The organism is Roseateles sp. 22389 (genome assembly GCF_052044995.1).
Lineage (GTDB): Bacteria > Pseudomonadota > Gammaproteobacteria > Burkholderiales > Burkholderiaceae_C > Roseateles.
This window is the reverse complement of the sequence record NZ_JBQEOF010000015.1, coordinates 1-14,028: the sequence shown is the minus strand read 5'-3', so window position 1 is coordinate 14,028 and position 14,028 is coordinate 1. Positions and strand designations below refer to the sequence as shown.

The 14,028-nt window shown below is 68.9% G+C and carries 12 protein-coding genes; 4 read left to right on the top strand and 8 right to left on the bottom strand.

Annotation, left to right across the window (positions count from 1 at the left end; genetic code table 11):
- Positions 1–318: 318 nt before the first annotated feature.
- Positions 319–2,514, bottom strand: a complete 2,196-nt coding sequence (locus tag ACTJKJ_RS19235; protein WP_297384632.1) for a prolyl oligopeptidase family serine peptidase — start codon at positions 2,512–2,514, stop codon at positions 319–321.
- 305 nt (positions 2,515–2,819) lie between these two features.
- Here ACTJKJ_RS19235 and ACTJKJ_RS19230 point away from each other — a divergent pair, with 305 nt between their 5' ends.
- Together ACTJKJ_RS19230 and ACTJKJ_RS19225 are read left to right on the top strand one after the other, a co-directional pair.
- Positions 2,820–3,164 (top strand): hypothetical protein, encoded by a 345-nt coding sequence (locus tag ACTJKJ_RS19230; RefSeq protein ID WP_091721839.1) that lies wholly within the window; start codon positions 2,820–2,822, stop codon positions 3,162–3,164.
- On the top strand, positions 3,161–3,439 hold the full coding sequence (locus tag ACTJKJ_RS19225) for a type II toxin-antitoxin system RelE/ParE family toxin (protein WP_440821413.1): 279 nt from the start codon (positions 3,161–3,163) through the stop codon (positions 3,437–3,439). The genes ACTJKJ_RS19230 and ACTJKJ_RS19225 overlap by 4 nt, the downstream gene beginning before the upstream one ends.
- 9 nt (positions 3,440–3,448) lie before the next feature.
- Here ACTJKJ_RS19225 and ACTJKJ_RS19220 read toward each other — a convergent pair whose 3' ends face one another.
- The 6 genes from ACTJKJ_RS19220 to ACTJKJ_RS19195 form a co-directional block, all read right to left on the bottom strand.
- Positions 3,449–5,863, bottom strand: a complete 2,415-nt coding sequence (locus ACTJKJ_RS19220) for a TonB-dependent receptor (RefSeq protein ID WP_297384637.1) — start codon at positions 5,861–5,863, stop codon at positions 3,449–3,451.
- Between the two features lie 179 nt (positions 5,864–6,042).
- Entirely contained in the window at positions 6,043–6,441 is a 399-nt protein-coding gene (locus tag ACTJKJ_RS19215; protein WP_440821412.1) for a DUF2946 domain-containing protein, read from the bottom strand.
- 210 nt (positions 6,442–6,651) lie between these two features.
- A complete protein-coding gene (locus tag ACTJKJ_RS19210; RefSeq protein ID WP_440821411.1) occupies positions 6,652–7,899 on the bottom strand; it encodes a M20 family metallopeptidase in 1,248 nt (415 codons plus the stop codon).
- A gap of 108 nt (positions 7,900–8,007) precedes the next feature.
- Entirely contained in the window at positions 8,008–9,834 is a 1,827-nt protein-coding gene (gene uraD / locus ACTJKJ_RS19205; protein WP_440821410.1) for a 2-oxo-4-hydroxy-4-carboxy-5-ureidoimidazoline decarboxylase, read from the bottom strand.
- A gap of 33 nt (positions 9,835–9,867) precedes the next feature.
- Positions 9,868–10,824, bottom strand: coding sequence for an allantoinase PuuE (gene puuE, locus ACTJKJ_RS19200; protein WP_183485509.1), 957 nt, complete (start codon positions 10,822–10,824; stop codon positions 9,868–9,870).
- Positions 10,825–10,837: 13 nt separating this feature from the next.
- On the bottom strand, positions 10,838–11,521 hold the full coding sequence (locus tag ACTJKJ_RS19195) for a GntR family transcriptional regulator (protein WP_091721867.1): 684 nt from the start codon (positions 11,519–11,521) through the stop codon (positions 10,838–10,840).
- Positions 11,522–11,593: 72 nt separating this feature from the next.
- Between ACTJKJ_RS19195 and uraH the strand changes: the two genes are divergently transcribed.
- Both uraH and xdhC read left to right on the top strand, forming a co-directional pair.
- A complete protein-coding gene (gene uraH, locus ACTJKJ_RS19190) occupies positions 11,594–11,947 on the top strand; it encodes a hydroxyisourate hydrolase (RefSeq protein ID WP_440821409.1) in 354 nt (117 codons plus the stop codon).
- A gap of 8 nt (positions 11,948–11,955) precedes the next feature.
- Complete coding sequence (gene xdhC, locus ACTJKJ_RS19185; RefSeq protein WP_297384651.1) at positions 11,956–12,774, top strand: xanthine dehydrogenase accessory protein XdhC; 819 nt, start codon at positions 11,956–11,958, stop codon at positions 12,772–12,774.
- 76 nt (positions 12,775–12,850) lie between these two features.
- Here the strand turns inward: xdhC and ACTJKJ_RS19180 are convergent, their stop codons facing one another.
- Positions 12,851–13,831: an IS110 family transposase gene (locus ACTJKJ_RS19180; RefSeq protein WP_440819474.1), complete on the bottom strand. Its 981-nt coding sequence runs from the start codon at positions 13,829–13,831 to the stop codon at positions 12,851–12,853.
- Positions 13,832–14,028: the final 197 nt, after the last annotated feature.

The window sequence follows — 14,028 nt, the reverse complement described above, 5'->3', positions numbered from 1 at the left end:
GCGCGCCGGCCATGAGGCGACCCGCGAGGGGACGCGGCCTGGGCGCGTGGATCGGGGAGGACTCAGTCGCGTCGCGACCGCGCCGGGGCGGGCCTGGCCGGGCAGGGATGCGAGCAGGGACGCGGGAGCGTGGTCTGCGGGCAGGCGGGCGTGCGGCGTGTCTTCATGCTTCGCATCATCGCCGCCGGGCGCGCCGGCGAGCCGCGAAGAACAGGCCCCAAATCCGGCCAAACAACTGGCCGGATTTCACCGCCATTTCCGCTGGCAGGGCGCCGTGGCGCGCGCACCGGCGCCGATCGGGACGCGGAGGTCCTCAGCTCACTTGACGTCCATGCCGAAGGTGTTGGCGATGAAGGCCAGGATGTCCGCGCGCTCCTCGATGATCTTGGAGGTCGGCTTGCCGGCGCCATGGCCGGCCTGCGTCTCGATGCGGATCAGCTTGGGCGCGGGGCCGGTCTCGGCGGCCTGCAGCGTCGCGGTGTACTTGAAGCTGTGGGCCGGCACGACGCGGTCGTCATGGTCGCCGGTGGTGACCAGGATCGCGGGGTAGCGCACGCCGGGGCCGCTCTTGATCGTGTGCAGCGGCGAATAGGCCAGCAGCGCCTTGAACTCGTCCGCGTTCTCCGAGCTGCCGTAGTCCGAGGTCCATGCCCAGCCGATGGTGAACTTGTGGAAGCGCAGCATGTCCATCACGCCGACCTGCGGCACCGCCGCGCCGAACAGCTCCGGACGCTGGTTCACGACCGCGCCCACCAGCAGGCCGCCGTTGGAGCCGCCGTTGATGGCGAGCTTGGCCGGCTGGGTGTACTTGTTGGCGACCAGGTACTCGCCGGCGGCGATGAAGTCGTCGAAGACGTTCTGCTTCTTGAGCTTGGTGCCGGCCTCGTGCCAGCCGGCGCCGTACTCGCCGCCGCCACGCAGCACGGCCAGCACGTAGACGCCGCCCATCTTCATCCAGGTCGCGGCGGTGACGCCGTAGCCGGGCGTCATCGGCACGTTGAAGCCGCCGTAGCCGTAGAGCAGCGTCGGGTTGCTGCCGTCCAGCTTCAGGCCCTTGCGGTGCGCGATGAAGATCGGCAGCTTCGTGCCGTCCTTGCTGGTGACGAAGACGCGCTTGCTCTCGAACTGGCTGGCGTCGAACGCGGTCTGGGTGCGCTTGAAGAGCTCGGCGCGGCCGGTCTTCGCGTCCAGGCGCCAGATCTCGCCCGGCGTGGTCAGGCTGGTGTAGCTGAAGAAGGTCTCGGGATCGTTCCACTTGCCGCCGAAGCCGGCGGCGGTGCCGACGCCCGGCAGCTGCAGGTCGCGGACATGCTTGCCGCTGGGCGCATGCACGCGCACCAGCGTCGAGGCATCCTGCAGGTAGCTCAGCACCAGGTGGCCACCGACGCCGCTCGCGGCGGTCAGCGCGTCCTTGGTCTCGGGCACCAGCGTGGTCCAGGTCTTGGGATCCTTGGCGGTCCAGTCCTTGTCGAGGTCGATCGCGATCAGGCGGCCGCGCGGCGCGTCCTTGTCGGTCTTGACGATCAGGCGCTGGCCGTCGAGCACGACGGGGCTGTACTCCGCATCGAAGCTCAGCGTCAGCGGGACCGGCTTGGCGCCGGCGTAGCCGCCCTGGCCGTCCAGCGGCAGCAGCATCAGGCCGTTCTTGCGGGCCGAGCCCTTCCAGACATTGATGAGCGCGAGGCGGCCGTCGTCGGTGACCTCGACGTTGAAGCCCCATTCCTTCTCGGCCGGGTTCTCGGCGACCAGCACGTCGGCGGACTGGGCCGTGCCCAGGCGGTGGTAGTACACCTTCTGGAAGTAGTTGGCGCCGGTGAGGGCCGCGCCGGCCTTGGGCGCGTCGTAGCGCGAGTAGAAGAAGCCCTTGCCGTCGGGCGTCCAGGACGCGCTGGAGAACTTGACCCACTCGATGGTGTCGGGCAGGTCCTTGCCGGTGTCGAGGTCGCGGACCTTCCAGGTCTGCCAGTCGGAGCCGGCGCCGGCGGTGCCGTAGGCCATCAGCTTGCCGTCGCGCGACACGGCGCCGCCGGTCAGGGCGACGGTGCCGTCCTTGGACAGCGTGTTGGGATCGAGCGCGACCTGCGGCGTGTCCTTCAGGCTGCGCGCGGTGTAGAGCACCGCCTGCTGCTGCAGGCCGTCGTTGCGGGTCCAGAAGTAGCGGCCGCCTTCCTTGTAGGGGACGCCGAACTTCTCGAAGTTGTAGAGGTCGGTGTAGAGCTTGCGCGCGGGCAGGCGCTGCGGCATCGCGGCGAGGAACTTGTCGGTGACCGCGTTCTCGGCCTGGACCCAGGCCTTGGTGTCGGCGCTGTTGTCGTCCTCGAGCCAGCGGTACGGATCGGCCACGGTGGTGCCGTGGTAGTTGTCGGTCTGCTCGACCTTGCGGGTGACCGGGTAGCTCAGGCCCTGCGAGGCGGTGGCGGAGGCAGCGGCGGGCGCGGGGGCTTGCGCGGTGGCGGCCGCGCTGGCGCCGAGTCCGACCACCAGTGCGGCGGTCAGCGTGAGACGGGAATGCATGCGGTGTGCTCCTGAGAGTCGGGGAGCCGCCCCGCGTGGCTCGTGGCCGGGCGGGGCGGTGGGCCGGCATTGTGCCCGGCCCACCCGGGGGTGCCTTTGGTCAGGGCGGGGAAACACCGAGGGGCTCGGAGGGCGTCGGCGAGCGGCGACCGCGCCGGCCTGTGGCGTGAGGGGCTGGCTCAAAGTGGTCGACTTTCGGCGAGCGCTGACTGGTCCCAGTCGTTTTGGGCGGCTGGCTGAATCCGGGTTGTCGCCAGCGCGCTCAGACTGCTCTTCTCCTCCTTGTTGGAAAGTGCAGGTGCAGAATGAACGCCCTCCTTGAGCGCATCGACTTCAGTCCGTATATGAGCAAGCTCTCCGCATTGACCGTTCACATTGCAGCGGAACTGAAAAGCGAACTTGAGGAGCGAGCGCGGCGCGCTCGCTTCACGGTCGACGAACTGGTCGAGCAGATGATCCGCGCCGCGCTGTTCCGAAGCTCAGCCGAGTACCACGATCCTTCCAGCGAACGTGCGAAGGAGTTCCGCATGATCGAGGCCGGCCTGGCCGAGATCCATCGCGGCGAGACGGTCTCGTGGGAGGACGTCGAGAAGTCGCTGGACCAGCTTCTCGGAGCGGCGGGGTCCGAGGACCTCCCGTCGAAACGGTGAAGGTCGCTTTCAGCCGAATTGCCCAGACAGAACTCTTCGACATCCTCATTCGAATCTTCCACGAGAACCCCTTCGCCGCTCGAAAGATGCGGAAGGAGTTCCTCAGGAAGCTGTCCCTGCTGGCGTTCCAGCCCGGCTTGGGGACGCGAGGGGAAGACTTCGAGACTCGAGAGACCTTTGTCAAGGGACGCTACCGCATCGTCTATCGCGTGGAAGACGAGGTGCTCTGGATCGCGCGGATCATCCACACGGCGAGGCTGTGGCCACCTGGTTGAGGCAGCCCCTCAGTAATCCCACCTCGCTTCCACCTGGAAGGTCCGTCCCGGATACGGATGGAAGTTCCAGTAGCGGTAGTTGTTGAGGTTGTCGACGCCGGCGGCCAGCGTCCACTGGCGGTCGATCTTCCACTGCGCCCGCGTATCGACGGTGAAGTACTTGCTCGCCGCCATGTAGGCGAAGCCGTTGACGTCGCTGTTGTCCAGGGTGCTGAACTGCTTGCCGCTATAGCGCGCCCCCAGGCTCAGGCTCAGGTCGTCCCGCGCCTGCCATTGCGCCAGCAGTGTCGCCCGCCAGCGCGGCACGCGCGGCTGCCATTTGCCGATCGTGTCGCCGGGCACCACCGCGTAGCCGCTGTTGGCCAGGATGATCGAGTCCGCGAACGTGAGGCTGCCCGTCATCGTGACCCGCTGGGGCAGCGTCGCCGTGCCGCTGAGCTCGACCCCGCGCGTGCGCACGTGATCGATGTTCTGCACCGTGCTGGTCGAGGTGCTCACGCCCGGATTGATCTGCGAATAGAGCGCATCCCGGCTGTCCTCGTGGAACAGCGTGATCCGCAGGTTGTCGCGCCCGCGGCCCGTCAATTCGGCGCTGAGCTCGCTGGTCCAGCTGCGCTCGGGCTTCAGCAGCGGGTTGCTGTTGATGAAGTTGCCGGCCGGGTCGAAGCCGCCCTGGAACAGCTCGCTCACCGTGGGAAAGCGCACCGCGCGTCCGGTGCTGGCCTTCAGCACCCAGTGCTCGGAGAGGCCGTAGGACAGCGCCGCCTTCGGCGACCAAGCGGTGCGGGTGCGGTCATCGTGCCGATGCGGCGTGGCATCGGCAGCGGCCTGCGTGAGCCCGTCGAAAGCCTGCCAGCGCTCGCCGCGCAGGCCCAGCACCGCGGTCCAGTCCGGCGCGAAGCTCCAGGCATCCTGCGCGAAGACGGCCCGCACGCGCGTGTCGCCTTCGAAGCGCGAGGTCTGCGCGCCCGCCGCCCCCCAGCGCCAGTCGCTGAGCGCGAACACCCGCGTGCGCAGCTGGTAGCGCTCTTGCGAGAGCCCGGCGTCGATCGCGTGATCGCTGCCCGCCGGCGTCCAGGTCAGCTTGGCGGACAGCGTGTTCCACCCGGTGCCGGCCTGGTCGGTGAGGCGGCCACCGTCGCTGGCCTTCTGCGTCGGCGCATAGGCGCGCGAGCGATCGGCGAGGTAGTCGTAGACGCTGCCCGACAGCTCCCAGCCGAGCCCGTCACTGACGCGCCGCTTCAGCGACAGCGCATGCATGCGGTGCTCGAGCTCATCCCGCGTCTGCGGGAAGTCGCTCGCGGCCAGCGTGTAGCCCTGGCCGTCGATGTTGACCGGCTGCGTGAGGCCGCCACCGTAGCGGTGGTCGACCGGCTGGCCGGCGGCGTCGATCAGGAAGCTCCGCGAGCGGCCATCCGAGCGATTGCTCCACAGCCCGAAGACATAGAGCGCCCGCAGGCCCGGCGCCAGCTCGTAGGCCAGCTTCAGCTTCGCCTGGTCCTGGACGGTGTCGTACTGCGTGCCGCTGCCGAGCAGCAGCCACGGCTGATTGACGCGGTTCAGGCCTGGCACCGCGCCTGTCACCGCCGGCGCGGCCGGATTGGCGGTCGCGCTGCTCACAGGCCGGGTCGCGAAGGTCTGCGGCTGGCCCTCGCTGTCGGTGCGACCGGCGTGCAGCCACCACGCAAACGCGCCGTCGGCACTGCCGATCGAGGCGCTGGCCTGCTTCGCGTCGTAGCTCCGCCGCGCGCCGTACAGGCCATCGGGCTGATGGCTGTAGCCAACCCGCGCGTGCGCTTCGAAGCGCGTGGGCATGCGGGTCTGGTAGTCGACCACCGCACCCACCGCGTTGCCCGGATACGCCGCCGAGAACGGCCCGTACATGACGTCGACGCGGCTGATTTCCTCGGGCGACACCAACCCCCAGCGCGGCGCGAAGGTAGCGCCATTGCCGAGCAGGTTGGACAGCAGGATGCCGTCCGCATAGACCAGCGATCGCGCGCTGTTGCCGGAGCCCGAGGCGCGCGTGGACAGCACTGCGTGGTTGTAGTCGCCGATGTAGCGCTTGCGCACCAGCAGGCTGGGCAGGTACTTGAGCGCGTCCTCGGCATCGGTGGCGTTGATGTCGCGGGCGATGTCCTCGCCCGAAACGCCCTCCATCGTCGTGGGGATGCGGCTGGGGAGGGAGGTCGGCGCGGCGCCATCGACCCGGACGACGCCGAGGGACGCGGCACGCAGCCCGGTGTCGTCAACTCGGGCTACGCCGAGAGACCAGGCCCCCGGTTCGGCGTCGTCAACACGGTCGGTGCTGGGGGACGCGGTGCGACGCGCAGTGTCGTCTGCCGCCGCGGTGGCGGCGCAGGCGCCCGCAAGCAGGGCAAGCACGCCGACTTGCAGGCGGCGCGCACGGAAATGTCTTTGCATGAAGGGACTCCAACGGAATGAAGGAGCACCGGAAAAGCCGTTGCCTGCAGAGCCCACGGTCGGGCTCTCCCAACCCCTTTTTTCACCCTCTCCCGCAGGGCGGGAGAGGGAGGGGTGAGGGTGGGAGCTCCCGCACGTCGCGGTGCCCCCTGCTGCAGAACCTCACCGATGCAGCGGCCTCAAACCACCGAAGGCGGCGCCCTGGCCGGCGCCCTCCGCCACACATGCGCAGTCACCGCCGCGCTGAAGAACCGCTCCGGCAAACCCTCACGCAACTCAACCCGCAGCGCCAACACACCCGACACCGGCGGCAGCGGCAACGCATCCTGATGCAGATGACAGAACGCACAGTGCTGGAACAGCACGTGATCCTGATCCTCCACACCACTGCCCGCCAACCCCTCACGCAACTCGGCAGCCCGCGGACCCACCACGCTGGATCGGCAAATCTGCGTCCACGGCGCCAACTCCCCGCTCAACGCCTGCGCCGCCATCGAGGCGGCAGGCAATACCGCCGCCAACCAGAAGACCAAAACGGCCATCCAGCGGGTGGAAGCAGAGGGGAATTGCAGACGCATGACGCGGGGGATTCTAGGACCGGGCGAGCATGCATGGCGGGGGCCGGCGGCGAAGCCGAGCGGACGCGCCAACTCGCTCTGCTCACCTTCGGCTCGCGTCGCTCACACAGACGGCGCTCCAGTCAGATGGAACGCTCGGCTTCGCCGCCGGCCCCCGCCATGCACGCCTCAGACACCGCGGCGTACGGTGAGGGGCCTGGGAGGCGGCGGTCAGCGCTTCTGGAGCAGGTCCAGCAAGGTGCGGGCAACCACCTTCGTCGCACGACGAAGATCCGACAACTCGACCCGCTCGTCCGCACGCTTGGCATGCGACTCCAGCACCGTGCGCGGACCCGCACCATAGATCGCCGCAGGAACGCCGTGCTCGCCATACAGACGGACATCCGTGTACAACGGCGTGCCAGAGGTGGGAATCGGCTCGCCGAAGATCAACTCGCCGTGGCGCTGCAAGGCCTCGACCAGCGGACGGTTGGACGGCAGCGGCTTCAGCGAACGCGCCAGCAGCAGGCGCTTCACGTCCACCTCGATGCCGGGATACGCCGCCGCCGCCGTCGCGATCGTCTCGCGGATCTCGGCCTCGACCACCACCGGGTCCTCCTCCGGAATCATCCGGCGGTCCAGCTTCAAGCTCACCTTGCCCGGCACGACATTCGTGTTGGTGCCGCCCTCGATGCGGCCCACATTCAGATACGGATGCTTGATGCCCTCGACCTGCGACGTGGTTCGCCGGTACTCGGCATTGCGCGCATACAGCGCATTGAGGATCACGACCGCGCCCTGCAACGCATCGATGCCGGTGTCCGGAATCGCGGCATGCGCCATCTTGCCGTGCACCGTCACTTCCATCTGCAGGCAGCCGTTGTGCGCGGTCACCACCTGGTAGCTGAAACCAGCCGCCAGCAGGTAGTCCGGCTTCGTCAGCCCCTGCCGGAGTAACCAGCCCGGGCCGAGTTCGCCGCCGAATTCCTCGTCGTAGGTGAAATGCAGTTCGACGCCGCCCTGCAGCGGCGCGCCCAGCGCCTCCAGCGCCCGCAGCGCGAAGGTGTAAGTCGCGAAGTCGCTCTTGCTGACCGCCGACGCACGCCCGTACAGCCGGCCGTCGACCACCTCGGCGCCGTACGGGTCGTGTGTCCAGCCCTCGCCAGGCGGCACGACGTCCCCATGCGCGTTCAGCGCGATCACCGGCCCCCCGTCCGCGAAGCGGCGTCGCACGATGAGGTTGGTCAGCGACTCCAGGCCGTACTCACGGACCTGCGCCTGCGGCACGGGATGCTGCTCGGCGACATAGCCCATCTCGGCCAGCAGCTCGGCCGTGCGCTCCGCATGCGGCGCGTTGTTGCCGGGCGGCGTGTCGGTGGGCACGCGCACCAGCGCTTGCAGGAAGCGCACCTCGTCGTCGAAGTGGGCGTCGATCCACGCGTCGAGCGCGTCATGCAGGGAGGGCGGGGAAGCGGTCATGGGGGTGGCAATCCTGAAGCGCGGAGCGATGACGGAAGGTGATGCGGCCTGGAGGGCGGGGCGGCGGACGATCGGAGGGGGCGAGCTGGCGCGGCGACCTGACGGGAATCAGAGGCCGTCGAGCAGCGCCTGGAAGGCGCGCACGCAGAGCTCGGTGTCGTCGTTGCTGATCGCCTCCAGCGGGTTGTGGCTGATGCCCAGGTTCAGGCCGCGCTGGAACAGCATGGCCTGTGGCATCGCCTGGTGGAGCTTCATCGCGTCGTGGCCCGCGCCCGACGGCATCCGGTGGACCGGCAGGCCCAGGGCGTTCACGGCCCGCTCCCAGCGCGACTGCCAATGCGCGTCGCTCGGGGCGGCGGCGGCGGCTTCGGTGCGTTCGAGCGTGAAGCTCAGGCCGCGCCGCTCGCAGATCTGCGCCAGGCGCGCACGCACGTCGGCGTCGAGCGCATCGCGCGCGGCGTCGGTGGTCGCGCGCAGGTCGAGGCTGAATCGGCAGCGGCCGGGGATGACGTTGATCGAGCCATTCGGGACCTGCAGCTGGCCGACGGTGCCAACGACCTCGGGCACGGCGCCGGCGCGTTCCTCGACATACAGGATGAGCTCCGCGACCGCCGCGGCGGCGTCGCGGCGCCGGTCCATCGGCGTGGTGCCGGCGTGCGAGGCCAGGCCGCGCACCTCGCCGACGTAGCGGATGCTGCCGTTGATCGAGGTGACGATGCCCAGCGGCAGGTCGAGCTCGTTGAGCACCGGGCCCTGCTCGATGTGGACCTCGACGAAACCGAGGTAGCGCGCCGGGTCGCGACGCAGCGCCTGGATGGCGTCCATCGTCGCGGGCAGGCCGGCGTCGCGCATGAGGTCGCGCAGCACGACGCCATCGGCGTCGGCCTGGTCCAGCCAGGCCGGATCGAAGCGGCCGACCAGCGCGCTGGAGCCGAGGAAGGTCGCCTTGTAGCGCTGCCCTTCCTCCTCCGAGAATCCGACCACCTCGATGCCGTGCTTGAGTCGGCGGCCCGCGCGATGCAGCTCGCGCACGCAGGCCATGGGCACGAGGATGCCGAGCCGGCCGTCGTACTTGCCGCCGTTGCGCACCGTGTCGTAATGGCTGCCGGTGAGCAGGCGCGGCGCCTCGCCGGGCTGCCCGTGGCCCTCGCCGTGGTCTTGGCCGTGGTAGACGCCGACGACATTGCCGACGGCATCGATGCCGACCTCGTCGAAGCCGCACTCGCGCATCCAGTCGGCGAGCTGCGCCGCGACCGCCCGGTGGGCGTGCGTCAGGTAGAGCACCGTGAGCTGGCCGTTCTCGGCGAAGCCCGGATCGGAGAAACGCGCCAGCGATTCCGCCCAGTCCCAGACCTGGTTGCCGAGCTGGGGCACGACGCCGAACTTGTCGTTGAGCCGGATTTCCGCGATGCGGTGGATGTTGCGCAGGCACTCGGCGCGCTCGATGTCCGGATGCGCGTTCAGGCGCCGCGCGAAGGTGTCGATGATCTGCTGGCGCGACAGGCCGTCGCCGCGCGGGCCGCGCACCGCCAGGATGAAGGGCCAGCCGAAGCGCGCGTTGTAGTCGGCGTTCAGCTGCTGCAGGCGCGCGAACTCCTCGGGCGTGCAGGCGGTGAGGCCGGCGGTGCGCTGCTCGTGGGTGGACTCGGCGGTCAGCGACTTCGCGACCATCGCCTTGCCGGCGAGTTCCGGGTGCGCGCGGATGAGACCGAGCTGCTCGTCGAGCGCGGCCTCGCGAACCACGGTGGCCAGCGCATGCTTGAGCGCGGCGAGGCTCGCGAAGCCCCCGGCGGGCCGTGTGGCGAAGGCCCGTCGCGCGATCCAGGGCGAATGCTCGTAGACGCCGTCCAGCAGCGCGACGAAGGGGTCCTCGCCCGCCGCGTTCAGCGCGGGCAGGGACAGGACGGGAGAGGGCGGAACGGCGGTGGTGCTCATCGGCGGCTCGGAAGACTCGAAGGATCCGGGGCCTCAGCCCCAGACGAAGGCCTTGTCCGCATCGAACGGATGCGTCGCGCGCCAGTGGCGGGCGATGTCGACGCGGCGCGCGATCCAGACGCGGTCATGCTTCTCGACGTGATCGAGGAAGCGCTGCAGCGCGCGCATGCGGCCCGGCCGGCCGAGCAGCCGGCAATGCATGCCGATGCTCATCATCTTCGGCGCCTCGGCGCCCTCGGCGTAGAGCACGTCGAAGCTGTCGCGCAGGTACTCGAAGAACTCGTCGCCGTGGCTGAAGCCCTGCGGCAGCGCGAAGCGCATGTCGTTGCAGTCCAGCGTGTAGGGCACGACCAGCTGCGGCGCCAGCGTGCCATCGGTCTTGCGGACGTTGAGCCAGAAGGGCAGATCGTCGCCGTAGTAGTCGCTGTCGTACTCGAAGCCGCCGAAGTCGGCGACCAGGCGCCGCGTGTGCGGGCTGTCGCGACCGGTGTACCAGCCCGACGGCCGCTCACCGGTCAGGCGCTGGATGATGTCCATGCCGATGTCCATGTGCTGGCGCTCGGTGGCCTCGTCGACCTGCTGGTAATGGATCCAGCGCCAGCCGTGGCAGGCGATCTCGTGGTTCAGCTCGACGAAGGCCCGCGTCAGCTCCGGGTGCCGCTCCAGCGCCATCGACACGCCGAAGACGGTCAGCGGCATCGCGCGTTTCTCGAATTCGCGCAGCAGCCGCCAGACGCCGGCGCGCGAGCCGTATTCGTAGATGCCCTCCATGCTCAGGTGGCGCGCCGGGAAGGCGGGCGGATTGAACATCTCGGACAGGAACTGCTCGCTGCCGGCGTCGCCGTGCAGCACCGAGTTCTCGCCGCCTTCCTCGTAGTTGAGGACGAACTGGACCGCGATGCGCGCCTGGCCGGGCCATTGCGCATGCGGCGGGTGTTCGCCGTAGCCGACGAGGTCGCGGGGATAGCCAGGGGAGACGACGGGCTTCATGGATGGGGCGGGGTCAGGGTTGGAGGACCGACTTCAGGTCCTGCACGCGCGGATCGAGCCGCAGGTTGGCCTCGACGTTGCCGAGATGCGCCTCGAGCAGCTTCAGCGCCGCGCGCTTGTCGCGGGCCTCGAGCGCGTCGACGATGGCTTCGTGCTCGGACTGCGATTCGGCGGCGGAATGGGAGCTCTGGTACATCAGCGCGATCAGCGAGCTGCGCGAGAGCAGGTCGGTCAGCAACTGCGCGAGCACCTCGTTGCCCTGCATGCGGGCCAGCACGACATGGAAGTCCGCCAGCAGCCGCGTGCGACCCGGTACGTCGGTGCGGCCGATGGCGTCGCGCTCCTGCTTTAGGTGGGCGCGCAGCTGCTTGATCTGCGCCGGTGTGATGCGCTGGCAGAGGTGGGTCAGCATCGCCGCCTCCAGCATCTTGCGCACCTCGAAGACCTGGCGCGCCTCCTCGACGCTGGGTTGCGCGACGAAGGCGCCGCGGGCGGGCTCCAGCTTCACCAGCCGGTCGCGGCTGAGCTGGTTCAGCGCCTGGCGCACCAGCGTGCGCGAGCAGTCGAAGATGTCCGCCAGCTGCTGCTCGACCAGCTTGGTGCCCGGCATCAGGCGACGCTCGACGATGGCCTGCGTGATGGCGGCGGTGATGCGCTCGGTGACGGAAGCGCTGGCGTCGAGGTCGCGGGCGTTCATGTTGGGGTGGGCGGTGTGTCCCGGAGTGTATACACTTTGCGCTTTCATTCCTCCCATTCATCGAAGGCGCCGATGGGCAAGCTCACCACACACGTCCTGGACACGATGCACGGCCGGCCGGCGGCCGGCATGGCGGTGCGGCTGTACCGGCTGGAAGCGGGCGGGCCGCAATTGCTACAGGCGCTGAGGCTCAATGCCGACGGCCGCGCGGACGCGCCGCTGCTGACGGACGAGGCGCTGCGCGCGGGCCGCTACCGGCTGGTGTTCGAGGTCGCCGCCTATTTCCGCGGCCAGCGCGTCGAGCTGCCCGAGCCCGCATTCCTCGACGAGGTCCCGCTGGACTTCGGCATCGCCGACCCGGCGGCGCACTACCACGTGCCGTTGCTGACCAGCCCCTGGTCGTACTCGACCTACCGGGGCAGTTGAGGCGACCGATGCGGCCCTGGCAGACCCTGGCCCTGAAGCTCGCGCGCGAGCCGGCGGTGCTGGTGCGCGTCGAGACGCTGCAGGGCAGCGGGCCGCGGGAGGTCGGGGCCTGGATGGCGGTGACCGCGTCGGAGGTGGTGAACACGATCGGCGGCGGCCAACTGGAGTTCGATGCGATCGCCAAGGCGCGCGCCGCACTTGCGGCGGGCCGGGTGATGGAGGCGCGCCAGCGCTTCGCGCTCGGGCCGTCGCTGGGCCAGTGCTGCGGCGGTGTCGTGTGGCTGGGCTTCGAGTGGCTGGACGCCCGGTCGATCGCCGGCCTCGCCGAGCGCCTGGGCGACCAGAGCGGCTGGCGGCCGATCGCGCTGTTCGGTGGCGGCCACGTGGGCCGCGCGATCGTGGACCTGCTGGCCCGGCTGCCGGTGAGGGTCCACTGGATCGACAGCCGCGAGGGCGTCTTCCCCGAGACGCTGCCCGACAACGTCCGCGCCGAGCAGTCCGAGCCGGTGCAGGGCGCGGTGCCGACGCTGGCGGCCGGCTCGCAGGTGCTGATCATGAGCTTCAGCCACGCGGAGGACCTGGACATCGTGGCCGCGTGCCTGAAGCGCCAGCGCGAGGCCCGCGACCTGCCCTCCATCGGCCTGATCGGCAGCAAGAGCAAGTGGGCGACCTTCCGGCACCGGCTGGAGGCACGGGGCTTCAGCCCGGCCGAACTCGCCCACGTGACCTGCCCGATCGGCATTCCGGGCATCGTGGGCAAGCAGCCGGAGATCGTGGCGCTCTCGGTCGTCGCCCAGGCGATGCAGACGCCCACCGAGCCCCGCTGAGCCACGCTGAGCTCTCCTCCGTCTTACCCCCTCTCCCGCTTGCGGGAGAGCAACTGTGTTCCAAGTCAAGCGCTAATCAGGCTAGCGCGGGCTGTGGATAAGAGGGCTGCCAAGCGGTGCCGGACTTGATGACGGCGTTGATGATGGTGAGCAGCTTGTGCATGCAGGCGGTCAGCGCCACCTTCTTAGGCTTGCCCGCTTGCACCAGTCGTTCGTAGAAGCTCCTGAGGACAGGGTCATAACGCACAGCGCTGAGCGAAGCCATGTACAGCGCCGAACGGACATTGGCCCGTCCACCCCAGGTGGAGCGCCGACCCTTGAATGTGCCGCTGTCGTTGTTCAACGGCGCCACACCCACGAGTTTGGCGATCTCGCGTCGCTTGAGTTGGCCGAGTTCGGGCAGCGCAGCCATCAGCATCGCTTGTGTGCCTGGCCCCACTCCCTTGAGCCCTTTGAGCAACTCCAGCTTGTCCTTGAAGTGCTCCTTCAGGAAGCCGCCCGCATCGTCATCGATCTTTCCGATTTGGTGGTCCAGCATCTTCAGAATGGTGCGAATGCTCTTGCGCTGCGACGCGTGCATGCTCGCCAATCGGTTGTGCTCAGCCACCCGCATGGCCACGAGCTGACTGCGCCGCGTCACCATGGCTAGCAGTGTCTCCTGCGCGTCCGTGGGCAGTTTGTAGAGCAGTCGCTCGCGCCGGTCGCTGGCATGCAGCGTGCGCGCAAACTGCGACAGCATCTTCGCGTCCGTGCGGTCCGTCTTGGCCAGGTAGCCCATCGCTTTGGCGAAGTCATGCGCCTGGCGCGGATTGATCACCATGACGGCCAAACCATGCGCGCACAGCATCGCCGCCGCCGGCTGCTCCAGCCCACCGGTGGCTTCCAGCAGAACGACTCCCACGCGCTCGCGCATCTCAGTGAGCATCGCCAACAGCGACTTCAAACCGGGCTCATCGTTGCTGAAGGTCTGCGTCTTGTCCCTGTCATTCAAGGCCACCTCAAGCGTGGCTTTGGAAACATCGATACCAACAAAAATCAGTTCAGGTGCGCCTGCCATTTCCCATCCTTGCAAATTCGAGGTCCGAGCACGCCAGTGCATGTCGGCCGTCCAGCAACTGTTCGGGCTTGCTCAACAGACGGCCAGTCGTCCACGCCAAATGCTCTCCCACGGGCTAGGTATCCCAGAGGGCAGACGGGCTGTGGACAACTGCCAAAACAAACCTGTGTGTACTCTCAAAACGAAAGATACAAGGG